The sequence below is a fragment of the Niallia sp. FSL R7-0648 genome (assembly GCF_038007005.1).
Lineage (GTDB): Bacteria > Bacillota > Bacilli > Bacillales > Cytobacillaceae > Niallia > Niallia circulans.
Genome location: NZ_JBBOWE010000001.1, coordinates 3,867,165 through 3,890,963 on the forward strand (window position 1 = coordinate 3,867,165; position 23,799 = coordinate 3,890,963).

19 protein-coding genes are annotated in these 23,799 nt (G+C 36.8%); 4 read left to right on the forward strand and 15 right to left on the reverse strand.

The genetic code is table 11. The annotated features are described in order from the left end of the window. Positions 1-12: 12 nt before the first annotated feature. Positions 13-390 carry a hypothetical protein gene (locus NSQ89_RS18820; protein ID WP_095259283.1) on the reverse strand — a complete coding sequence of 126 codons (378 nt, stop codon included), beginning with the start codon at positions 388-390 and terminating at the stop codon, positions 13-15. A 327-nt stretch (positions 391-717) separates the two neighbouring features. On the opposite strand from NSQ89_RS18820, the gene celB reads away from it, so the two are divergent. Then, entirely contained in the window at positions 718-2,022 is a 1,305-nt protein-coding gene (gene celB, locus NSQ89_RS18825; RefSeq protein WP_095320890.1) for a PTS cellobiose transporter subunit IIC, read from the forward strand. A gap of 206 nt (positions 2,023-2,228) precedes the next feature. Here the strand turns inward: celB and NSQ89_RS18830 are convergent, their stop codons facing one another. From NSQ89_RS18830 to NSQ89_RS18845, 4 genes are read right to left on the reverse strand one after another with little or no spacing between them, the layout of a single operon-like run. After that, a complete protein-coding gene (locus NSQ89_RS18830) occupies positions 2,229-2,546 on the reverse strand; it encodes a PTS lactose/cellobiose transporter subunit IIA (protein ID WP_341133026.1) in 318 nt (105 codons plus the stop codon). Between the two features lie 23 nt (positions 2,547-2,569). Next, positions 2,570-2,875, reverse strand: coding sequence for a PTS sugar transporter subunit IIB (locus NSQ89_RS18835; protein ID WP_047944463.1), 306 nt, complete (start codon positions 2,873-2,875; stop codon positions 2,570-2,572). A gap of 39 nt (positions 2,876-2,914) precedes the next feature. Next, the gene (locus tag NSQ89_RS18840; RefSeq protein ID WP_047944464.1) at positions 2,915-4,234 is read right to left on the reverse strand and encodes a PTS sugar transporter subunit IIC; all 1,320 of its coding nucleotides are present in this window, start codon (positions 4,232-4,234) and stop codon (positions 2,915-2,917) included. Between the two features lie 25 nt (positions 4,235-4,259). Beyond that, on the reverse strand, positions 4,260-5,672 hold the full coding sequence (locus NSQ89_RS18845; protein WP_341133027.1) for a glycoside hydrolase family 1 protein: 1,413 nt from the start codon (positions 5,670-5,672) through the stop codon (positions 4,260-4,262). Positions 5,673-5,836: 164 nt separating this feature from the next. On the opposite strand from NSQ89_RS18845, the gene NSQ89_RS18850 reads away from it, so the two are divergent. From NSQ89_RS18850 to NSQ89_RS18860, 3 genes are all read left to right on the forward strand, one after another. Further along, a complete protein-coding gene (locus NSQ89_RS18850; protein ID WP_047944466.1) occupies positions 5,837-6,550 on the forward strand; it encodes a GntR family transcriptional regulator in 714 nt (237 codons plus the stop codon). A 164-nt stretch (positions 6,551-6,714) separates the two neighbouring features. Beyond that, positions 6,715-8,145 carry a 4-hydroxyphenylacetate 3-monooxygenase, oxygenase component gene (gene hpaB, locus NSQ89_RS18855; protein ID WP_047944467.1) on the forward strand — a complete coding sequence of 477 codons (1,431 nt, stop codon included), beginning with the start codon at positions 6,715-6,717 and terminating at the stop codon, positions 8,143-8,145. 224 nt (positions 8,146-8,369) lie between these two features. After that, complete coding sequence (locus NSQ89_RS18860; protein WP_047944468.1) at positions 8,370-8,828, forward strand: DinB family protein; 459 nt, start codon at positions 8,370-8,372, stop codon at positions 8,826-8,828. Positions 8,829-8,951: 123 nt separating this feature from the next. On the opposite strand, the gene NSQ89_RS18865 is transcribed toward NSQ89_RS18860, so the two are convergent. The 10 genes from NSQ89_RS18865 to NSQ89_RS18910 all read right to left on the reverse strand — a co-directional run bounded on the left by NSQ89_RS18865 (position 8,952) and on the right by NSQ89_RS18910 (position 23,761). Further along, positions 8,952-9,932 (reverse strand): Gfo/Idh/MocA family protein, encoded by a 981-nt coding sequence (locus tag NSQ89_RS18865; RefSeq protein WP_341133028.1) that lies wholly within the window; start codon positions 9,930-9,932, stop codon positions 8,952-8,954. A gap of 13 nt (positions 9,933-9,945) precedes the next feature. Next, positions 9,946-10,779: a sugar phosphate isomerase/epimerase family protein gene (locus NSQ89_RS18870; protein WP_047944470.1), complete on the reverse strand. Its 834-nt coding sequence runs from the start codon at positions 10,777-10,779 to the stop codon at positions 9,946-9,948. Between the two features lie 48 nt (positions 10,780-10,827). Continuing rightward, on the reverse strand, positions 10,828-11,814 hold the full coding sequence (locus NSQ89_RS18875; protein WP_341133029.1) for a Gfo/Idh/MocA family protein: 987 nt from the start codon (positions 11,812-11,814) through the stop codon (positions 10,828-10,830). Further along, positions 11,811-12,824 (reverse strand): Gfo/Idh/MocA family protein, encoded by a 1,014-nt coding sequence (locus NSQ89_RS18880; RefSeq protein ID WP_047944472.1) that lies wholly within the window; start codon positions 12,822-12,824, stop codon positions 11,811-11,813. Before NSQ89_RS18880 ends, NSQ89_RS18875 begins: the two co-directional genes overlap by 4 nt. 49 nt (positions 12,825-12,873) lie before the next feature. Further along, positions 12,874-13,635, reverse strand: a complete 762-nt coding sequence (locus NSQ89_RS18885) for a carbohydrate ABC transporter permease (RefSeq protein WP_082138436.1) — start codon at positions 13,633-13,635, stop codon at positions 12,874-12,876. A 63-nt stretch (positions 13,636-13,698) separates the two neighbouring features. Then, complete coding sequence (locus tag NSQ89_RS18890) at positions 13,699-14,625, reverse strand: carbohydrate ABC transporter permease (RefSeq protein WP_095259295.1); 927 nt, start codon at positions 14,623-14,625, stop codon at positions 13,699-13,701. A 94-nt stretch (positions 14,626-14,719) separates the two neighbouring features. Further along, positions 14,720-15,568, reverse strand: coding sequence for an ABC transporter substrate-binding protein (locus NSQ89_RS18895; RefSeq protein WP_341133176.1), 849 nt, complete (start codon positions 15,566-15,568; stop codon positions 14,720-14,722). Beyond that, the gene (locus NSQ89_RS18900) at positions 15,496-15,975 is read right to left on the reverse strand and encodes an ABC transporter substrate-binding protein (RefSeq protein ID WP_341133030.1); all 480 of its coding nucleotides are present in this window, start codon (positions 15,973-15,975) and stop codon (positions 15,496-15,498) included. The genes NSQ89_RS18895 and NSQ89_RS18900 overlap by 73 nt, the downstream gene beginning before the upstream one ends. A 60-nt stretch (positions 15,976-16,035) precedes the next feature. Beyond that, positions 16,036-17,241: an ROK family transcriptional regulator gene (locus NSQ89_RS18905; protein WP_341133031.1), complete on the reverse strand. Its 1,206-nt coding sequence runs from the start codon at positions 17,239-17,241 to the stop codon at positions 16,036-16,038. Between the two features lie 511 nt (positions 17,242-17,752). Next, positions 17,753-23,761 (reverse strand): lamin tail domain-containing protein, encoded by a 6,009-nt coding sequence (locus NSQ89_RS18910; RefSeq protein ID WP_341133032.1) that lies wholly within the window; start codon positions 23,759-23,761, stop codon positions 17,753-17,755. Between the last annotated feature and the right edge of the window lie 38 nt (positions 23,762-23,799).

Here is a 23,799-nt window from a genome sequence, read left to right on the forward strand (position 1 = left end):
TGAAGACATACCTCAGTAGTACCGCCCCTCTGCTTCCGCCATTTTCCTCCTCAGCTCAGCTGCCACCTCTGTTGGATTTTCAATTTGGAAAATGACATAGCGATACTTCTCATGGTTATCCAATTCGATGATTACGACTGGAATCCTTCCTTCGTAAGATAAAAAATACCATTCATCTTGGTATTTATAAGAGCCTTCATATATATTTAACGGCGAAATAGAAGTTCCAGGCATACGAATCATCCATTTCGGTGGATCAAAATAATCAACAAATACACTCTTAATCATGCTATAGGGCATCTTCACTTTATGCTTGAAAGTGAACAGCATCATAAATCCTCTTATCTTCAGTACAGCAGCGTCCTCTTCAAAAATAATTTCCCTGTTCATTTAACTCCCTCCTAAAGAATGTCTCTAAGTATTTACGAATTAGCAAGGATTATGTTTCACCTACTATTGTATTGTCCTAGATAACATTTTCCAAATTAAACGGAAAAAGCATAGCTGTAGTTTATAAACAGCTTGAACTAAACTGAATAGTAAAAAGATAGTTGAAAATGTTTTAGCAAAAGGGAGGTGGTCCAGTAAGAGTGCTTTATTCATTCCTATTTTTTAGTTTAGTATTGCTATCATACAGATATTTTTTACAAACAGGCTTTCGTTAAAGCTTCATTCTTTTTTGTAAGCGTTTAAAAAATATTTAGAGGAGTGTTGTTAATGGATAAATTCACTACCTTTTTAGAAAAAATATTATTGCCAATAGCCCGGAAATTAAATACAAATCGTTATCTTGGTGCACTGCGTGACGGATTTATGAGTGCTTTACCTATGATTATATTTGGATCAATCTTTGTTGTTTTAGCTAATTTGCCCTTTTTAGATAAAATCCTGAATGAGGGTGCTGTTACCTCTTATAAAAATGCGCTAGGTCCAGCTTCTGCATCTACATTAAGTATTATGGGACTATTCGTAATATGTGGGATTGGCTTTAAATTAACGCAATATTATAAAATGGATGGGCTATATGGCGGTTTCGCATCGATTGCGGCATTCATTATCTTAACTCCACAAGTATTGGAAGGCGTTTCTGGTGTTATTCCTTCTGCAGCATTAGGTGCACAAGGTCTGTTTTTAGGAATTTTCACCGCTTTCTTATCGGTTGAATTATATCGTTTCTTTTTACAAAAAAACTGGACCATAAAAATGCCAGATGGTGTGCCTGAGGCCGTATCGAAATCTTTCAGTTCTTTAATTCCTATTACCTTCACCTTAACAATATTTCTCTTAATTCGTATCCTATTTAGCTACACATCCTTTGAAACGGTACAAAATTTTATTTTCACTGTGATTCAAAAACCTTTAACCTCTCTTGGAAGCGGGCTTGCCGCAACCATTATCGCCGTTTTAATCATTCAGTTATTTTGGTTTTTTGGACTGCATGGCCAAATCATTGTGAATTCCATTATGGACCCAATTTGGATGACTCTTTCTTTAGAAAATCTTGAAGCCTTTAACGCTGGTTTAGAGCGGCCCAATATTGTTAATAACCAGTTCATTGATACGTTCATCGTTGGAATGGGCGGAACTGGAATGACAATGGCCGTTATTCTTGGTATCTTTTTCATTACCAAAAGTAAGCAATTACGACAACTTGGGAAGCTGGGGGGAGGACCATCGATATTTAACGTAAATGAACCGATTATTTTTGGTTTGCCAATTGTTATGAACCCTTTAATTATCATTCCATGGCTTTTATCTCCAGTTGTTGTAACAATCGTTACCTATTTCTCCATGGCAACAGGGCTTGTCCCCGTATCGACAGGGGTACACGTCCCATGGACTACGCCCATATTTATCGGTGGGATGCTTGTTACTAATTCAATAGCAGGTGGAATTCTTCAACTCGTTAATTTAGCAATCGTCGTAGTAATCTGGATTCCGTTCCTTGCCATCTTAGATAAACAATACTTTCGTTCTGAAATTACAATTCCTGCATCCAAAGAGAAGAAAATAGCAAACTAGAAACAGATAGACGGTTTAAGGGGAGTGAAACAGTCTTCTTTTTTAATGAGAATGTGTGAACAAGCTTCAAGATGAAGTAGCACCAATAATTTTAAAAAATAATAAATGCAAAGAGGATAGTATGGCCGCTATCCTCCTAAAAGGTCTTGAAATATATAGTTATCCTACTTAGCAGATACTTCAAAATAGACCCTTTATTTCCAACTTCAGTTAACGGTTCTTAGTTCTTGCCTCCATTCAATCATTTCTGCAATGAGCAATTTAATTGTTTCTGTACTCATAAATTGATCTTCTGCATGCATTAATAAAATAGAGAATTCTGTTTTATTACCCGCAGCCTCATTTTTGATTAATTCACCATGAACTTTATGGCCTTCAACCAAAAGGTCTGATCCTTCCTTCATCAATGAAGCTGCACTGGAAAAATCACCGTTTTTCGCTTGAGCTAGTGCTTCTATAAACTTTGTCTTCGCCATCCCAACATTCCCAATGATTTGAAAAGCAATTAGTTCTGTTCCTTCCATTTCAATCCCTCGCCTCTTATAAACTATTTTTCTATCATTTCTAATGCGGTCTTAAGAACTGCCGCTCCGTTTACTCTTCCATAATCAACAAAATCAATGACAGTAACAGGAATACTATTACCGACTACTTTCTCTGTATTGCTTTTTAAATATCCTACCTGTGGTCCCAATAAAACAATATCTGCTTTTTCCCAGTTTTCATGTAATTCTGCATCTGAAACCGCCCAAATATTTACCTCTATGCTTTGCTCTTTTGCTGCCTGCTTCATTTTTTCTACTAAAAAACTCGTAGACATTCCTTGATTACATACTAATAAAATATTTTTCATACAAACCACTCCTCCTATAGAATAGACTGTTTTTATTCCTTATTTATTCTGCATCGCACTTACTCTCTCATCTACTTTTAAAAATGGCAGATACATAAATACTGTTATTATGATGATCAATAATTGTAAGACAGATGCTCTCCAGTCACCTCCTGTAGCTAGGAATCCTGAAATAATCGGTGGTGTAGTCCATGGGGTTTGAACAACCACGTGATTTATTAAACCTAAAGCTGTCGCAAAATAGGCAACTGATAAAGAAAAAATTGGAGCAAGAACAAATGGAATAATTAACATTGGGTTAAATACAATTGGCAGCCCAAATATAATTGGCTCACTAATATTAAAGATAGAAGGTGTTAAGGACATTTTCGAAATATCTCTATAATCCTTACGTCTGCTAAAGATAAAAATGGCAATTAACAATGCAATCGTATTTCCAGAACCCCCCATAACAGCGAAGGTATCTTTAAAGGCCATATTAATTATATGGGGTATCTCTTGATGATTAGCGTATGCTAACATATTATCTTGCATGTTTTGTAATAAAAAGGGATCCAAAAGCGCTCCGGAAATAACTGCCTGATGGATACCGAATCCAAAAAACAAATTAGCGATAGAAGTAATTAATAAGAACCCTGGTAAACTGGTTGTCACATAGCTTAATGGCTTAGTAATAATGGTGGATATTAAAGTATTAAAATCCATATTAAATACTTGATTTAATAAAAAGGATGCAACTGCAAAGATAATAACATTCACCATAATCGGAATTAACACATTAAAAGATTTAATAACTGCCGGTGGTATATTCCCACTGATATTGATTTGCATTTTTTTATTTGAAGATAATTTTATAAATAAATCGGTTGCAAGCAGCCCTACGATAATTCCAACAAACATTCCTGATGCGCTTGTATAACTCACAGGAATCACATTAGAAATAAGAAAGCTTTCGGTTGATCCTTCTGGTGAAAAAGTCGTTGTTAATGGTGTAACTACTATCATTGTAGAAAGAACAACTAAGATCGGAGCTATTACATTTTTATATCCCCTATTTACACATAGATGATAAGAAATGGCAACAGCTACTAAAAGTGTCATGATATTCAGTGTACCGTTAGCAATTGATACCCCAATAGATTGCCAGGTTGTTAAAGTATCAGGATTAACCAAATTCCCCATAAATCCAGCTGGCTCTAATATGACATAATTAATCAGAGTCATAAATCCAGCTAGTATCATAAATGGCATAATCGATGCAAAGGCATCGCGTAGACTTCTTAGATGAATCTGCGCTCCTAATTTTTGTGCAACAAAAGCAAACCGATCTGCAATACCTTGCTTTGTTGAGTTATTCATGATCTATCCACCCTTTATATTTTATTTATCCCAATTTACTCGTTTCGTACTCAAATCCATTGTCCATGCTCATTTTTTTATAAAATTCTCCACTTTTCTTGATTGTTCTTTCTTGTGTCTCTAAATTAAGAGAAACTAGTCCATATCGATTTTTATAAGCATTAATCCATGACCAGCAATCAATAAATGTCCATAAATGATATCCTTTGATATGGCAGCCTGCTTGAATGGCTTTATGGACATAGGCGAGATGATCTTTAATAAACTCAATTCGATAATCATCTATAATTTGTCCATGCTCATTAAGAAATCGTTCTTCATTCGCTACTCCCATACCATTTTCAGATATAAAAGCTTCTATATTGCCGTAATTATCTCTAATGTCTATACATAAATCATAGATACCTTTTTCATAAATTTCCCATCCGCGGTACACATTCATTTTTTTCCCTGGCATATTATGAAGTTCAAAAAACCATTCTGGTAAAAAAGGGCTTTTTTTATTAATTTCTGTCAGGCGTGCCTTAGCTCTTCTTGGTTCATAATAATTCAACCCTAAAATTTGAGAAGTATTTTCCGCAATTACTTTTAAATCGTTTTCTTCATATGATGGCATCTGATTATATTCCTGCAATATTTTTACCAATTTCTTTGGAAATGTTCCTTTAACCATGGGGTCTAAAAAGCTTCTTGTATAAAAGGCATCCGCAATTTCAGCTGCTTCTACATCAAACTCATTTTGGCTTCTCGGATAAGTTGGACTTAAGTTTAATATTACTCCTATCTTAGAAGGCAGTTGCTTTTCCTTAAAAGATTGAATAGCCTTCGCATGTGCCAATATAGTATTAAATGCTGCCTGTGCGCCACGCTTGAAATCTACTAAATTTGGATAATGAAAATCTTCTAAATAACTTCCTAAAATTGGCCCTAACGGCTCATTAAATGTGAACCAATGATAAACCAAATCACCAAACTCTTCAAAACAAGCAGTTGCAAAGTTCACATATGCATTAACCACTTCACGTGATTCCCATCCTCCCTTTTCTTGAAGTACATACGGCATATCAAAATGATAAAGATTAGCAAAAGGTTTGATACCGTTTTCATTCATTTCAGTCAAAAGGTCTCGATAGAAAGAAATTGCCTTTGGATTTCTTTCTCCTACTCCACCATCTGGAAACATCCTTGCCCATGAGATGGAAATGCGGAAAGAATTATGCCCTGTTTCCTTCATTAATTGAATATCTTCCTTGTATCGATTTATATGATCAGTTGTTACTTCAAGTCCAATCCCCTGATAAAAACGTGATGGTTCCGTTTTAAACCAATGTTCCCAAACTGTTTCAGCTTTTCCTGTATTACCTCTACCTTCTGCTTGCTCAGCTGACCAAGCCGTTCCCCACCAAAAATCACTCGGAAACGTTAACATTTCTTTCATAATAAATGCCTCCTTCATTCCTTTACGAACAAACTATATCACTCTTTTTAATATAAGTAAATACCTTTAATAAAAAGTATATATCTTTAGTGATTTATATACTTGTTTTTAACTATATGGTATACTTATTAAATGTAAAACCGTTACAAAATGGAGGATTTAACTTGAGCCAACTACCTAAATATATGGAAATATATACAGATATTAGAGATAAGATAAATAATAATGAATATGAGATAAATGAAAAGTTACCTGATGGGGATACGCTTGCTGATTATTACAAATGCAGTAAACTGACAGTAAAAAAAGCATTAGATATTCTTGTTAAAGAAGGAATGGTTGTTAGACGTAGAGGTTCTGGAACTTATGTGAAAGGGGTTTCTACTAACGGTGAAGCTATTGCATTAGGTCCATCAGAAGGCTTATCTAACATTGTTGGAAAAGAGAACATTTCCTCAAAAATCATTCTTTTTTCGATCGAAAAACCTTCCTTAGAAATTGCCAAAAAACTTGAGATTGATGACGAATACATTTATCGAATTATTCGAACAAGGCATATTAATAATAAACCTTATTCGCTGGAACATACATACATGCCCTTATCTATTATTACTGGATTAGAGCCAAAACATCTAGAAGGATCTATCTATAATTATATTCGCGAGGAATTAAAGCTGAAAACGCATAGCACCCATGTCTGGATTAGAGGAGACAAAGCAAATAGCGAAGATACTTCTTTACTAAAGATTCCAGACAACTCCTTCATGATGGAAATCGAAAAATTAGCCCAGTTAGAAGATGGAAGAATATTCGAATACTCGATCACACGCCATCTGCACGAGAGTTTTGTTTTTGAAACAGTTTTTGTTCATAACTAAGAAGGAATTAAAGAGGAGAGCAACCCGGAAACCTATTTTCCCAAATCAGATGAGAAGAAATATCCCCATCTTTATCCAATTAACTGGAACTGAGGACTATATTCATTAATAAAATAATAAAATAGTTTATATCCATTTTATTAATGAATAAGGGAGAAGAAAAAATGGGAATAGTGAATGGAAAGACATATTTATCACGAATCAGCGGTCTATCTACAGAAATTTGGTTAGATGGGGAAAAAGTCCAGGACCTCTCTAACCATCCTGCCTTTAAAGGGATACTACATTCAAAAGCTTCTCTTTATGATTTACAATGTCAGCCTAACTTAAAGGAGGAAATGACTTTCTTATCCCCACTATCCGGGGACTCTATAGGTATGTCATACTTACAGCCGAAGACAAAAGAGGATTTGCGAAGAAGAAGAAAGATGATCGAACGGTGGGCTAAGGAAACAGCAGGAATGATGGGACGGAGCCCAGATTATTTGAATACAGTAATCATGAGTTTTGCCACTTCTGCTTCCCTTTTAGAAGGAAAGGAAAATTGTTACCCTAAGCATATCCAATCCTTATACGAAGCGGCAAGAGAAAAGGATCTTAGCTTCACCCATACTTTTATAACACCTCAAGTTAATCGCTCGAGTATGTATCTAGAATATTCCAACGAGCCAATCTCTGCTCAAATAATCGAGAAAAATAATAAGGGACTAATCATTAAAGGGGCGCGGCTCCTAGCCACACAGGGTGGTCTCACCGATGAACTGTTGGTTTTCGGAGCACCCAGATTCGCGAAAGAGGAAGCATTTGCTTTTGCAATACCTTCAGACACTAAAGGAGTAAGGTTTCTATGCAGAGAATCCTATGTGGGAGGAGAATCTACTATTGATTATCCATTAAGCTCGCGATTTGAAGAAATGGATTCTATTGTTGTATTTGATAACGTCCTTGTTCCATGGGAACGTGTTTTTTTCCACGAAGATCTGGAAACTGCAAATATGTTTTTAAGCCAAAGTTCTTTTAATTCATTTGCTTATCATCAAGTTATTACTAGACAAATTGTCAAAACAGAGTTTATTTTAGGCTTAGCGGAAAATATGATAAACACAATTAATGTAGGCGAATATCAACATATCCAAGAAAAAATGGCCGAAATCATTATTGGATTAGAAACGTTGAAAGCACTAATAGAAAAGGCAGAGAACGATGCTCTTCTAAATGACCAAGGATTTATGATTCCAAACAAAACCATCCTGCTAGTTGCTAGTAATATTTTCCCAAAAATTTATCCTCGTTTTTCCGAAATCCTTCAACTAATTGGCGCCAGCGGTTTAGTATCGCTGCCAACAGAGAAAATGTTTCACTCAGAAGTTGGGAAAGATTTAAATCAATATCTCCAAGCAACGTGCAGATCTGCAGATGAACGCAATAAAATCTTTCGATTAGCTTGGGATTTAACAATGAGTTCCTTCGGCACAAGACAGACACAATATGAGCGATATTTTTTTGGCGATCCTGTCCGCCTTTCTGGATTTTTATATAATAACTACCCCAAAAGTGATTATGTGGAGAGAATTAATGAATTTTTGACAGAATGAGTTATCAACGGCTGCCCAAATGGCAAGGACTACATATGGGCAGCCCTTCTACATAAGGTTAATAACTAATGAGCGCCCCTCTCTTTTCCTCCTAAATTCAGCCGTCGCATTTTTTTTGTCAATAAATCCTTCATACATTAGTCATACTTTTTACTCAGGAACAATAAAGGAATATTACAGATGGCAATCGAATATTAAATTTTAAAAAAAGGAGGAATGGAATCATGCAAAAGGTTGTGGAGGGAATAAATTATTGGATAAAAAGATTACCAGAAGAATTCAAATCTATGTCTGAAAATAGTTCTTCTCATCGTCCCATGCCAAACAAATGGTCAAAAAAAGAAATTTTAGGGCATCTTTGTGATTCAGCGATAAATAATATAGAAAGGTTTATCAAAATTCAATATGAAGAACCAGTGTATGCTATCCAATCATATGACCAAGATCATTGGGTAAAGATGCAAAATTATCAGGATAGACCACTTGATGACATAATAGATCTGTATCAAGCACTCCATAAACAAATGGTTCATATTGTGAAAAATGTTCCGCACGAAAAGCTTTCCTATCTTTGCGACATAGGAAATAATCAGCATAAAACACTAGAGTGGCTGATACAAGATTATCTTGAGCATATGGAACACCATATTCACTCTCAAATCTTAATCGAAAAATCTTATTAAAAGAAAAGACACACATCAAAATCTACATGCTATATTTATAACCCCGTTCTCCTTTTAGAACGGGGTTATAAATAGGAAGTCAATCTAAAAAAGTCATATTGTCATTTTATCAATAGAAATTTTTTACAAAGAATAATAATTACTTAAAGAAATAGGCTCTCCATTTTCATGAGAATCATTTGCAGCAAGGGTAGCAGCTAATGTTTGAACACCATTTTCATAGGATGACAGGATTAATTCTGGCTGATTGGCAGCAATCGCTTCCATGAAAGCTCGATCCTGGGCCTCATAATAATTCAACTTTGGTCGATACGTAGTAGTTGAAAATTCATCTGTAATCGTTATATTGGAACCGTTAAAAGCAATACGGAAATTCTTCCCTAAAATTTCTAGACCCATCCGGTGATCTGGTTGTATAAAAGAGCAGCCTAATTGGCCGATTGCCCCGTTCCTTAAAGTGAAATTGACCGAAGTGACATCTGGTATATCAATATGAGGAATATCCTTTGAAACCAATAGATTCATATTTGCATAGATTTTATCTATATCTCCTGCTAAATAGCGAATTAAATCCAAAATATGTGTGGGTTGTTCTACTAATTGTCCACCTGATTTCGATTGTTCCCGATACCATGGAGTTGGAACAAATTTTGTTAAATAATAGCTGTTAACCATCGCAATTTGTTTGCCTTGTAGATACTCTTTTGCTTTTGCCACTGTATCTAAGTACCGTAAACAGTATCCTGTAGCACAAATAATCCCAGAAGCTTTAATAACCGCAGATTTTCTCTTTACATTATCCAGATTTAATCCAACAGGTTTTTCTACCATAATATGAATGCCCTTTTTAGCAGCCTTTTCCTCGATATCCCCATGGGCAAATGGAGGGACACATATAAAAAGTGCATCCAATGCGGTCTCTTCCAGCATCTTGTCTACATCTGTATATGCTGGAATATGATATTTCTTCCCTACAGCTGTTGCTTGGTCTTCGGATATATCACATACCGCTGCCATTTCTGCCTGTTCAATCAAAGCAATATTCTTCAAATGTACGGATCCAATCCCCCCGACACCTATAAAGCCTACACGAACTTTTCTCATACCGGACACTCCTCTAAGGGCTAACCTTTTTCAGATTTAACACGACATCCAGATGCTTGGATGTGTCTTGGGCAAGATACTCTGGCCCAAATGCATAGGCTGGTATTTCAGCGGTTACTGTATCCTTATAGCCTATGTTCTTTAATGCTTGGTACACTTTTTCCCAATTTACATCCCCTGCTAATAATGGAACAAAGCCAGTAATATTCCCAACGTTCAGTTTAAAATCCTTAACATGAACTTTTCGGATTCGCTCCCCTAATATGGCAATCCATTGTTCTGGATAGCCATATTGTAATGTATTGCCGACATCATAATAAGCTCCAATATAATCGGAGCAGAACTCATCAATATACCTTGCCATTTCTAAAGGAGAAAGTAGAAATTTATTCCATACATTTTCGATTCCCACATGAATATTGTGTTTTTCAGCTAATGGCAGAACTTTTCTTAACTCATCTTGACTGCGCCTATAACAATCAAGGTAAGACGTTTCTTCATTAACTACCCCTGGGACAACTAAAACAGTGTCTGCCCCAATATATCCGGCTAACTCTATTTGTTTTTCTACCACTTTTCTCCCTTGTTCCCGCACCTTTTCATCTCGATGGGAAAGAGGGAACTTCCATAATAGATTCGTAGAAATACTGCTTAAACGTAAACGATAATGCTCAGCCATTTCTCGAATTTGTTTTGCTTCTTCCCTAGACGTATTCATTGTAAGCCCAATGCCATCTATACTTACATTGAGCTCTACTGCATCAAAGCCAGCATCATGACTGTACTTAAATACCATCTCTAATGGTGTATCATCGGGATAGCACCACTGATTAATCCCCTTTAGCATCTTTATTCCTCCCTAAATAGCATCCCTTCATACAGCTATATCTATTGATTAATTGATTCCATTCTTTTCTATCAAAACAGGCCTTTTGCTTTTCGCAGATTCATAGCCTGCAAGAGAAACCACCATTGCTTTCAGGCCATCTTCCCCTGTTATAGTGGGTGCAATTCCCTTTTTCACATTTGCAACAAAGTCTTCTACAAGATCTTGGTTCATATCATCTCCCCAATAATCCCATTTTGCTCCCTCTGCACTATACACCTCACTTTTCTGCGCAAAGGCATCTACTGACAATGTTCCCTTCGTCCCGATTATTTCTAATGTAACGTCTCCCCATGTTGGGAATGTCTTATTTCTTGACCAGCTACAATCAATAGAAGCAAACACATTGTTTTCAAATTCCATTGTGACGATTCCGCAATCATCTATCTCATAATCAGAAAAGAGATTATCTACTTCCGCATAGACTTCTTTCACATCTGAATTCATATACCATCGCATAATATCCACAAGGTGAACCGTATGATCCATTACAGCACCGCCGCCTGATTTTTCTTTGTCTACGAACCAGCCGCCTGGGTTAGTACCGCGATTCGTTCCTTTTATAGCAATAATACTGCCAAGTTCCCCTGTCTCGATTATATGTTTCGCTTTTGCTATTGGTGTACTAAAGCGTACAGGGAAAGCAATTTGCAGGAATACATTATTTTCTTTGCAAACTTCAATCATTTGCAATACGTCCTTCCTATTTGTCGCAATCGGCTTTTCACATAAAACATGTTTCCCCTTCTTTGCTGCAGCAAGCACATGTTCATGATGCTTATAATTTTCGGAAGTAATGATGACAGCATCTATAGCTTGGTCTAATAGATCTTCATAGTTTGAGTAGTAATTGGTACTGTATTTCTTTGCTGCTTCTGTACCACGGATTTCCTGGTCATCTGCGATTCCTGCTAACTCTACTCCATCGATTTTCTTTAATGCCTCTGCATAGGCGTACGCATGGCCATGAGCAAAACTAATAATTCCTACTCTCATCGTCTTACCTCCATTTCTTGTTTACGCAATTCTACTACTTTTCCTTCCTTTAGTGACTCGATAGCAGCTAACGCAATTTCCATTGCTTTATACGCATCTAAGGGAGTCACAATCGATTCCTCCTTATTCTTGATGCATGAAATAAAATGTTTTAATTCTGTTATATATGGATTTTCTTTTAATGGACTTTCCGGCACGGCGACCCCAGCTGAACCTGTATTATTGTGATTAATACCTTTTACAAGCGGAGTTGATTTCGAGCTATCATAGTGAATAATTCCTTTTTTTCCAGCTATTTCAAATTTTGTTGCGAAATTTTGGTGAGCCCAAGTTCCTTCCAAATGAGCAATTACTCCGCTTTCAAAGCGCAGTGTCACTAATGCATAGTCTAATTTTGCCATCGCTCTTCCTTGGGCACTTTTGGCATAGACTCGCTCTACCTCACCGAAGCACCAGCGTAAATAATCAAAATCATGAATCATTAAGTCTAGCACTAATCCACCACTGCTGTTATAGTCTGCATACCAATCTCTAGAAGCAGATGGAAAGCCTCCGCCTCTTTTCGTATTTACAACACCTGGCTTGCCAATTTTCCCTTCTTCTATCATTCGCTTTGCGCGCTGGTATTCCGGAAAAAACCGCACGACATGACCTACAAAAAGCTTCACGCCCTTTTCCTTGCAATAGTCGATCATTTCTTTGGCGTCCCTTAAATTGCGAGCCAATGGTTTCTCACAAACAACTTGGAAACAATCATCTGCTGCTTTTATGACATATTCCTTATGAGATGGAGTAGGAACACAAACAGACACAACATCAACAGCACCAAGGCTTTCGATCGCTTCCTCATAGCTTGCAAATGCCTGAACTCCTATTTTTCTTGCCAATTCTTCCGCTTTTTCCAGGTTTTTGTCCACAATTCCAGCTAATTGAACATCATCCATGGTTGAATAAGCGAAGGAATGAGTACTCCCCATTGTTCCGGCGCCAATAACTAATGCTTTTAACATATACACACACTCCCTATTCTATTTATCAATTCTTTCTCCTTCTAACTAGCTATCTTCTAACTCCTCCAAGTGCAATCCCTGCCAGTAAATGCTTTTGCAGAAAAATAAACATGAACAACATGGGAATCGTGGACAAGACAGCACCAGCCATTAACAGCGGATAGTCTGTAGAATATTGTCCTGAGAAGGTGGAAATCCCAACAGACAATACTCTCATTGACTCAGAGTTTGTCATAACAAGCGGCCATAAGAAATCATTCCATGCTGCGAGAATCGTAAAGATTCCTAAAGCAGTAAGGGCGGGTGTCGAATTTGGTAAAATAATTCTCCAATAGATTCCAAAGTACGAACAGCCATCAATTTTAGCTGCTTCATCCAACTCTTTTGGAATGCCCATAAAGAATTGGCGCAGCAAAAAGGTTCCGTAGGCACTGAAAATGCCTGGAACAATCAAAGCGAAGAATGTATCAATCCAGCCCAGCTGTGTTAATGTTGCATAATTTGGTATTAAAATTACTTGAGCAGGTACCATAAGCACGGATAGCATTAAAATAAAGAGAACATTTTTCCCAGGAAAATTTAAACGTGCAAAAGCAAATGCAGCTAAAGAACATAAAATAAGTTGACCAATCGTTCTACCTAAAGTGAGAATAATCGTATTCAGATAATATTTTAAAAAATCCACAGCTTCAAAGACGTTCCCGTAATTCTCGAAATGCCATTCCTTAGGGATAATCGTCGGCGGAACTTGCATAGATTCTCCAAAAGATTTCAGAGAGGTAGAAATCATCCAGAGAAATGGCACAATCATGATAAAAGCTCCGATAATGAGCAGTAAATGTCTAGAAACCCGCTTCAAGCAAATCCCCCCTTATTATGAATCGTAATAAACCCATTTCTTTTGGAAAATAAATTGAATAATGGTCATCAATAGAATGGCAAGAAACAAGATAAATGCTTGGGCAGAAGCAATCCCCATTTCACCATACTTAAAGCCTGATTCGTAAACGCCATACACAATCGTACGCAGTGGTTCTAGTAGCGCTGTACTATTACCAATCATGACAAATAATAAGTCGAATACTTGTAAGGAACTAATCATTCCTGTTATAAAAACAAAGAAAATAGTAGGTGTTAATAGTGGTAAGGTAATGCTAAAAAACTTCCGAGCCCTTGAAGCACCATCAATGTCGGCCGCTTCATAATACGTTTTTTCTATTCCTTGAAGTCCCGCTAAGATTAAAATGATATTATTGCCGACACTCATCCATATGTAGACGATAATAACGGATATTAAGGAAATCTTCGGGTCAAATAACCACGATGGCTGCGGAAGATGAAAGATACCTAGAATGTAGTTAATTAAGCCATAATCGGTGTTATATAGCCATTTCCATACCATCCCAACAGCGACCGGCATCGTAACTACCGGCAAGAAATACAAGGTACGATAAAAGACAATGCCTTTTATTTTTTGATTCAGCATGACTGCTATAAAAATCGCTATAATGACAGTAAATGGAACGGAAATAAAGGTAAATACTGCTGTATTAATGATCGAACGAAGAAAGGAAGAATCAGTAAATAATTGGATCAAATTTTCCAACCCTACATATTCCGGCGTGGAAATACCATTCCATTTTGTAAAGGACAAAGCAAATGAGGCAAGTGCAGGAAAAATATAAAACATAAACAGCCCTAACATGGTGGGAGCAATAAATAAATAGGCAGCAATGGCTTCACGATTAAATTTCTTTCTCTTTCTTGCCACAGTCTCTGGGCTCTTCTTATTCACTACCATCGTTTCCAATCGTAACTCTCCCTTCTTTCTTGAATTTCCCCCCTTCCCTTTCCATTAGGAATCAATGAAAAGGGAAATTACATTTAAAACCAGCTTAATCCTTCTGTTCTTCTTCCAAAATCGCATTCATTTCAGCAGCAATTTTTTCTAAAGCCTCATCAATCGATTTTTGTCCTAAGAAGGCACCTTGGATTTCCGTTGTTTCAATATTTTGCCATTCTGATGTTTTTTCGGAAACTGGATATGGGACTGCTTTTTCAAGCGCATCTAAGAATATTTGTAAATCAACATTCGGCAGAGAATCTAACCAAACCTTACTAATTTCCATATGGGCTGGTGTAGCAAATCCTGTCTCAGCCATCACCGTTGTTCCTTCTTTATTAGATAAGCTTTTAATAAGTTCCCAAGCTAAATCTTCATTTTTTGTTTTGCTATTCATTGCCCATCCAATACCATGGACAATGGATGTATCTACTTTTCCTTTCGGCAGGGGCGCTACCCCTAAATCCTCTCCAAGAACCTCTTCATACTCAGCTACATGAACAGAATTTTCTGGAGTCATAGCCACCTTCTGAGACATGAACCACTGATCTGCATCTGTTTCGATTTGTGCCTGCACGGTCGGAGAAATCTTCTTTTCAATTAATCTATTCAAAAATGCAAATGCTTCTTTTGCTTCTGGTGTGTCAAATCCAGACTTTGTTTTGTCTTCACTGATGACATAACCACCTGCTTGATGCATTAAGTTATAGTAGCCTGATTGATTTCGCACAACTTGATTTAAATAGCCATAGACTCCTTCGTCCGGTTTTGTAAGCTTTGCACCAACTGTCTCTATGTCTTCCCAAGTCCAAGTTTCATCAGGGTAATCTACGCCTGCTTCATAAACAATTTTTTGTTGTAAAATAGGCCAATAGAATCTACAAAATATGGAGCAGCATATAGTTTATCTTCATAGGAATAAAGATCCACAACGGCTGGATAATAATTTTCCTTGGCGAACTCTTCGTCTCCTTGAAGAAATGGTTCTAAATCTTTAATCAAATCAGAAGTTACATATTGATAAAAGTTGGGGCCATTCATCCAAAAAATATCTGGACCACTACCACCTCCCAGACTTGTTCGCAACTTTGTCCAGTACTCCGCAAACGGAGTATAAGTAACTTTTACATTCACATCAGGATGTTCTTTTTTGAACGACTCAATCGATGCATCAACAGCAGCACTAACATTTTCATCCCATAATGCAACTTCTATCGTTTTCTTTCCATCACCCGATGACTTCCCGCTACATGCCACAAGCATGATGGAGATCAACACAAAGATACAAAGGCTTAATAACTTTTTCATAATACCCCTCCATTTTCCCTCTAATAATGACTGAATATTCTTTTAATACCTTTCCACTCTTTATAATTGAAAACGAAATTTCCCTTGAAGAATGACCGCTGCCGCTCCCAATAAGTCGAAATCCGAACCCAAAGAAGTACTTTGAATGTTTATGTCCTCTTTTAATATAGGAATCACCATTTCAGATAATTTCTCTCTTATCTTTTTGATAAATAAGGGATTATCCTGTACGACTTCTCCACTTATTATGATTATTTCTGGATTTAGTAAGTGAATCGTATTAGAAATTGCAATCGATAAGTAGCTGATAATTTCATCAAGAATTTCGATACTTAACTTATCATTCCGTTTAATTGCTTCAATAAAAATTTCAGGGGTAAGTTTTCGGACGTCATTTTCAATTAAATTTTTTATTAACGTATCACGCCCTTTAGTTAGGATGGAGGAAACGATACTAGAATAAATAGCTGGCCAGTTTACATAGTTTTCTAGACATCCATTGTTTCCACATTCACACTTTGAACCACCTGGGACAACAGTTGTATGCCCAATTTCTCCAGAGCTTCCTTTGAATCCACGATAGATGGTCCCATTAATCATCAAACCAGAGCCTACACCATCTCCTATAGTGAGATACATGATATCTTTATAGCTGTTAAAAGAACCAAAATAATATTCTCCCACCGCAAATGCATTTACATCATTATCTAAAAAGGTTGGTAAGTTAAACTTTTCTTCTATCATTTCTGTTAACGGAACATCATAAAGCTTAAGTTTGGTGTTATAACCAATCATCCCGTTATTGGAATCTACAATGCCAGGAGTTATGATGGAAATCCCTTCGCAAAACTTTAATCGGTCATTCCCTGCGACAAACTGTTCCAATAAGTCTATCAAAAGCAAAATAATATCATCACCTTGAAGCTGATTTACTGGATGAACGTTCTTCCTTAAAATTTTTCCTTCTAAGTCCATGTCAGCCATTTTGATATAAGAATTAGTGATAGATATAGCTATAATGGAATGCTTACTCGGGTTAAAGCGAAGTAATACCGGCTTTCGCCCGCCACTGGAATGACCAACACCATCTTCAATTACCATGCCTTTACGAATTAAATCATTGACAGCTGATGTAACGGTAGTAGGGCTTATTTTTATTTCTTTTGCAACCTGACTTCTTGAAATCGGTCCTTTTTTTCGGATCGTATCTAAAATAATGGATCGATTTAATTCTTGTATGAGCTTTAAATCCCCTGTTCTTTGCACAAATGAAATCCTCTCCCTCTACTTACTTTTACCAATGACTTTAAAAAGAAATGAAAATGCTACTTGAAATGAAATATAAATTAGTTCGACTAGGATGAGTATGGTAGGAAATGAATGGAGAATCGTGGTATAGGGAAAATTCTATCAACTTACTTTTTCTAGTGTCGTTATTAAGTATGGAAAATAAATATCTTGTGTTGTAAATATGTTTTTCATAACCATCTAAATATTCGATTTTTCAAACGATAATTGTTTTTATTTCTTTTGACCTCCTTTTATAACCGTAAGATTTTAATGAAGAGCGAGATAAGTAAGGGAGCTGAAAGGTTAATATTCGTGAAGATAGTGTAGATAATTCCAATATATTATTATCATATTGAAAATAGTACATTTTATAGTTAAAGAGCGATAGTTTTAATAAATAGATTCTACCGCTCTTTATTGTTATTGATAAATGATTATTAGAATTCCCTGTAGTTAAACCGTAAATAGGAATAAATGGAACCAGATCCTATATTTCTCTACGTATTCTACTCCAGTAAGCAACTACCATTCCTCCAATTAATAACACTAATCCTACCAGCATAATTGTATAATTTGCTGTAGCTGTATTCGGGAGTATGCTGGACTGATTATTTTTTGGTTCACTTGGATTGGTAACACTTGAATTCGGCTGTGTTGGCTCTTCACTTCCTCCATCATTTCCTCCTGGATTCGGCTGTGTTGGCTCCTCGCTTCCTCCATCATCTCCCCCTGGATTCGGCTGCGTTGGCTTCTCGCTTCCTCCATCATCTCCTCCTGGATTCGGCTGCGTTGGCTCCTCGCTTCCTCCATCATCTCCCCCTGGATTCGGCTGTGTTGGCTCCTCGCTTCCTCCATCACCTGGTTCTGCTGGAATTTCTGGTGCCGGCTGGCCTTTGGCAAAAGACCAAATATCGGAAGTTACTGACCCTGTATAATGATCAGAAGCTACTACGTACCAATCATATACTTGCCCTTCTTTTAGATTCTTCCATGCTATTTCAGCAATCTCGCCACTTGCTACATTTTCTTGCTTGCCGATTTCTTCCTTTGTATAAACATTTACTGCAAAGTAATCCGTAGCGACTTGTTTCTCTTGGACTGTTAAATCTAAATCAATAGCCAATTCATCTTTCAATGGATACTCTATTGGATCATAGAAATTATAATCATCTAAATATGGTGAATACGTATTAATAAGAATTCTATTATTCTTTTGATCAAAATGAAGTAGTTTCATATAGCCTTGCCCGCCTTCTGGACCACCTTGATAGTCGCCAAGCATTTGGTAGACTTTTCTATCGGCTTTTCCGTCCTGATCATCATCCACTTCACTGATTAATGTCTCCGAATCATGATAATGTCCACTTAATACAAGAAAGACATTTTCATTCTTCACTACTATCTTCTGGAAAATTTCTTCCCCAATCGGGCTTCTATTTCCGGAAACTAATAAGTATTCATGAAAATTAAGAATGGCTTTACGATCTGGATATTGTTTTAGTACATCATTTATCCATTTCATATCCTCGTCGTTTACTCCCCAGCCCATATATACCATGATAAAGTCATTTCCACCCGCAGAAATCAAATCATAATGACCACGATTATTCTTGTAAGATTCTCCGTAAAATGGCTTATCTTTAAACCGATATTCTCCGAACCATTTAGAGAATTCTTTGTAGTCATTAGATAATTGGTTCACATCATGGTTTCCGGCAAGCACGCCATAGGGAATTTTATTTTCTTCTAACGTTCGCATATATTCATCTGCATACACCCATTGTTTCTCATCATCAAACTCGTCGACAACATCACCAGTATGCATGACATATTTAATTTTCATCTCTTCTTGTTTTTCCGCAATCCATTCTGTTTGTCGCTTATAAATATATGGATAGCTCTCTGCATAATATTGCGTATCTGACATCCAAACAAATGTATAATCATATTCATCTGGTGTGCTTGGAATTTCATCTTGAATTAACACATTAACTTTATTCGCCTCATCAGCAAATGCCCTGACATCGACGTTTGCTTTTAATGTGAAATCTTCAGGACCCGCAATTTTATATGTTAGTAGCTTCCATTTATTTTCTTGAATGCTCCAAGCATACATGGAAACCTTTCTTCCTTGCAGTGATTTTCCGTTCCACACTAGCTCCACTTTATCTTGATTACTAATAGAAGGATCGAGCGCTACTTCAAAGCGATGATAAGGGAATTTAGTACTTGAATTCGTTGTTAGATACTTTCCGTCTAAGGAAGAAATCGCTGAAACATCCTTAGCAGTTAATGCCTTTTCCCCTGCTGGTGCCAGCTCAACTGGTGGTTCTGTGTCACTAGCATTTTCAAATGATTTTACTTTACTATCCGATGCTTCATATTTATATCCTTTATAGTACGTAACATCCATCGAATCATTTGTTGGATCCGTTACCTTTACCTTCAATTTCGGATTGCCTTCGACTGGTGCTGCTGTGTTATTAGCTGGTGCAATTAATTCTGGCTTATTGGGATTTTCATTTGTCACAGAGAAGGAAATATCGGATTCTCCTTTATTGCCTGCCTTATCTACTGCGACCATTTTTAAGGTATGCTTTCCTGGAGCAAGCTTGGAAGAAGCCGTATCGAATGGTACCTTTATCTCCTCTTCATCAAGGGTTACTTCCAGTGATTCTACACCAGCAAGTGTATCTTCTGCACTCGCTTCAATGGTAAAGACACCCTTATATTCTTTCTCTGCTTCTATATTTGTTTTAATTACTGGGGCTGTATTATCTACTTTTACAGTAGCAGCTGCTTCCCTTTTTCCATCTGTTGCTTTAATAATATAAGCTCCATCAGAAACAGACGTAGTGTCCCAGACATAGGCTTTTGCTTTTGACTGCTCTTCTGTTATCGTAAAAGTAAAATCTTCGAATGGACGATATGTGCCATCATCCCCCATATCGAATACTTGAAAAGGATCCGCCTTTTGAGGGTCTCTAATAACAGTACCATCAGCTAAAATTAACCTTACATTTCTTAGATTATAATCATCTCTATTTTCTTCACTTTCTTCTAATTGGAATGGAGAAGCCTTATTCCCCGAGCGAACGGTAATAGTATTTTCTCCGACGGCTAATTTATTAGGGTCAATCGGAATCGTAAAAGTTTTCCAATCAGAATTATTATCCTTATCCAAAAGGTGGATTATTTCCTCTCCCATTGTAATAGCATTTTTGAAATACATATTCAAACCGCTAATATCAACAGCAAGATAAGCTTGTGTCTCTAATGTGCTGTAGGTGCTTTCCTCTACTTTTTTCCCATCAATAAAAAGTTCTACATCTGCAGCGGCTGTTTCTTTGGATACTGCTTTTAAGATTGCTTTTCCAGTTAAAATATCATCATCTTTAACATTTAAATAGATAGGTGCATTGCTTATTTCATTTTTAATAGTAATGACATATCTTTCGGATGTTACCTCATTTTGCCCATCTGTGGTAACGAAATAATATTCGATTTTCTCTTTCGCAATAAAGTTAGCTGCCGATAAAATAGTGGCATAATATTCGCTGTCGCTCGCATCTACTGTTAATAATATTTTTTCATAATCTGTTTGATCATTTGTACGATAATACAAAAGCACAGATTTAATTCCCTTATCATCGGTTGCTTTTGCTCGAATGGTTAAATCATTCATCTGCTGAATTTCTTGAACATTCGTAGCGTTGATGAGAGTTGGCGGAACCGTATCATCCTCTACATGAACTGGCTCGTTCGGCACTTGTGACGGTTCTATGGAGCCAGGTGTTCCTAATTTTGTTTTCGAACTAATTTTGACCGATTGCGTGGAGCCATCCTCCGGGAATTTATAAAGAACGCCCATATTCATTGCCGTATCTAATTGCGCTGCCTCATCATTATAATAAGCAACATTTATCTCTTCTTTTGTATTCGTGGCAATTACTAGACCACGCATACTTCCATTGGCCATGCCATCACTTTTAATACGAACAATATCTTTATTTTCGACAAGGTTTGTCCCATAATTCGCATTAAAATCAGCTACTGTTTTATCCCCATTTTGAGAATTAATCACCCAGAAGACAAGAGTGCCTTGCGGTTCGATTATCGTATCATCTGGTACAGATGGCCAAATCATATCTGTATTAGGGTCTGCATTATAGCGATATTGAATTTTATAATCCTTGAAGTTTATTGCCTTATCGGTATTATTATAGATTTCGATGTATTCATAGCCATCTGCAGTCCCGACATTAGCACTATCAGGCACTATTTCTGTAATAAGCAATTTCGGAACTTTGGTAAAATCAATATCCGTTTTCTCCACCGAAATTGTATATTCTTCGGTTTTGCTTTCGTTGATTCCATCACTAGCTGCCAAATAATAAATAATGTCTCCATCTATATCTGCTGCTGGTATAGTTGCTGAGTATTTCCCTTGCGTATCCTTTAAAAGAGATACAGATTTAAAATTTTCATCCGCTGATTTTTTATACTGTAAAGTCACAATTGGGTTTGCTGTCTCATTATCCGTTACCTTTGCTTCTACTGTAACAGCCGTAAATGCTTTTGCTGTTTTCATTGCTTGATGAGAAATGACCGGTGGTTCCGTATCTTTCGGAACATCAGGTAGATCCACTATATTAGTTGGAACTTGGTCTGCTTCTATTTTCCCAGGTGTAGGATCTGCTAATACTTTATACTTAACCATTTCCGTTCCCGCTTGAGGAAATTGATAATGAACCACTTTGCCATTATTATCATTTTCAGAACCTAAATAACTAGCTGAAATCGTGATATTCCCTTTGGCATCTTTGATTTCAAGAGCACGATTACCCCCATTTGCGAAACCTGGGAATGTTTGATCTGTAAACATTACTACTTCGTTACTTGTAAGATTTGCCCCATACTCTTTATTAAAATCAGCTAATGTTTTATTTCCGTTATTAAACCAGAATACAAGCCTCTCTTTTGATTTTATTTCAGTTGCTGGTAATGGAAAGAGAATCGGCTCTCTCGAATTATCTGTATATACATAGTAGAAAGAGTAACTTGCTGTGTTCAATGTTTGGTTGGAATTATTATATAGCTCAAAGTATTCGTAATAATCTGTGCCTCCTCCCATTGAATTAGGAACAAGTTCTGTGATTAAAAGGGGGCGATCGCTATATGTATCTTGCACTGGTTCCTTCTCTAGTTCTTTTTCTAATTTGATTGTATATTCGGATGTTTTTGATATATTCATGCCATCTGAAGCTTCCAGATAATAGACTACTTTGCCCAATGCAGCCTCTTTAGGTATGCTGGCTGTGAATTTTTGTGGTTGGCCTGAATCTTGTTTCATCTCTAATACCTTTAACTCTGTGTCTGTTTTACCTTGATAATACAAGGTAGCTGTTGGATTTTTTCTATCATCTACAATAGTGGCTTCGATAGAAATTGCCTCTCCTGCTTTCATGGTTGTTTTTGCTTCATGCGTTATGACAGGAGCTTCTGTATCTTTAGTTTCGGGATTCACTGGAACTTGCTCTGCTGGTACTTGTCCATCACTTAATGCACCTGGTGTTGGGGCAGCCTTAACTTCCTGCTTTACCATCTCTGTACCTTCAGTTGGAAAAGCATAATGAACATCTGCACCTGTATTGTCCGTTTCACCTGGTAAATAGTTTGCTGATACTACTTCCTGCCCTGCAAGGTTTTTTATTAGGACACCTCGATTACCACCATTGGCAAAACCTGAAAAATCCCCTTTAATGGAAATTACTTGTTGTTCTGTTAATGAAGTACTAAAATGCTTGTTGAAATCCTCTACTGAAAGTTCCTTGACATTAAACCAAAGAACAATGGTTTCTTGGGGTGCTAGTGTGGCTGCTGGAATAGACATTATTTTATCTGCTGTATTACCGCCTATGTATTGGTAATAAAAATAATAGCTATTTAAGTCTATTGGCTGATTAGTGTTATTATAGACCTCAATAAATTCGAAGTTATCGGTTCCTTTCGAATCAGGAGCTAGCTCGGTAATAAGTAATGGCGGTAGTTTTGTGTAATCAACAGATTCTTGTTGATTCTCTGCTTTCTCCTGATTTTGTTCCGTATTATTTGTTATTTCCTCTTTTGCTGGTTCCTTCTCTTCCGTTTCCTGAGGCTTATCCTCTTCCTCTATTACTGATTCTTCCTTTTGTTCAGCAGTCAGAGTTGATTTCTTCTCTTTGGAAGTAGATGAGGATTCATTTTCATGCTGATCCTTTTCCTCTACTTTTTCTTCTTCGACTGTTTCTCCCTTCTCTTGGTCGGTTGTAGTCTCAGGTACTTCTACCGTGTTATTTTCTACTGTCTTTGGCGGGTTTTCCTCTACTTTTTTACCAGTTGGTTCTGCCGCATACATCGTTAAACCTTGAAAAGTAGGAAAATAGGTTGAAAAGAAAAAAACCCCCATCACAAAGATGACAAAAGCCCTCTTTGTTATCCTCTTTTTTATAGTCACAAGCTCATTCCTCCCTTAAGGTGATTATCCTACTCAGT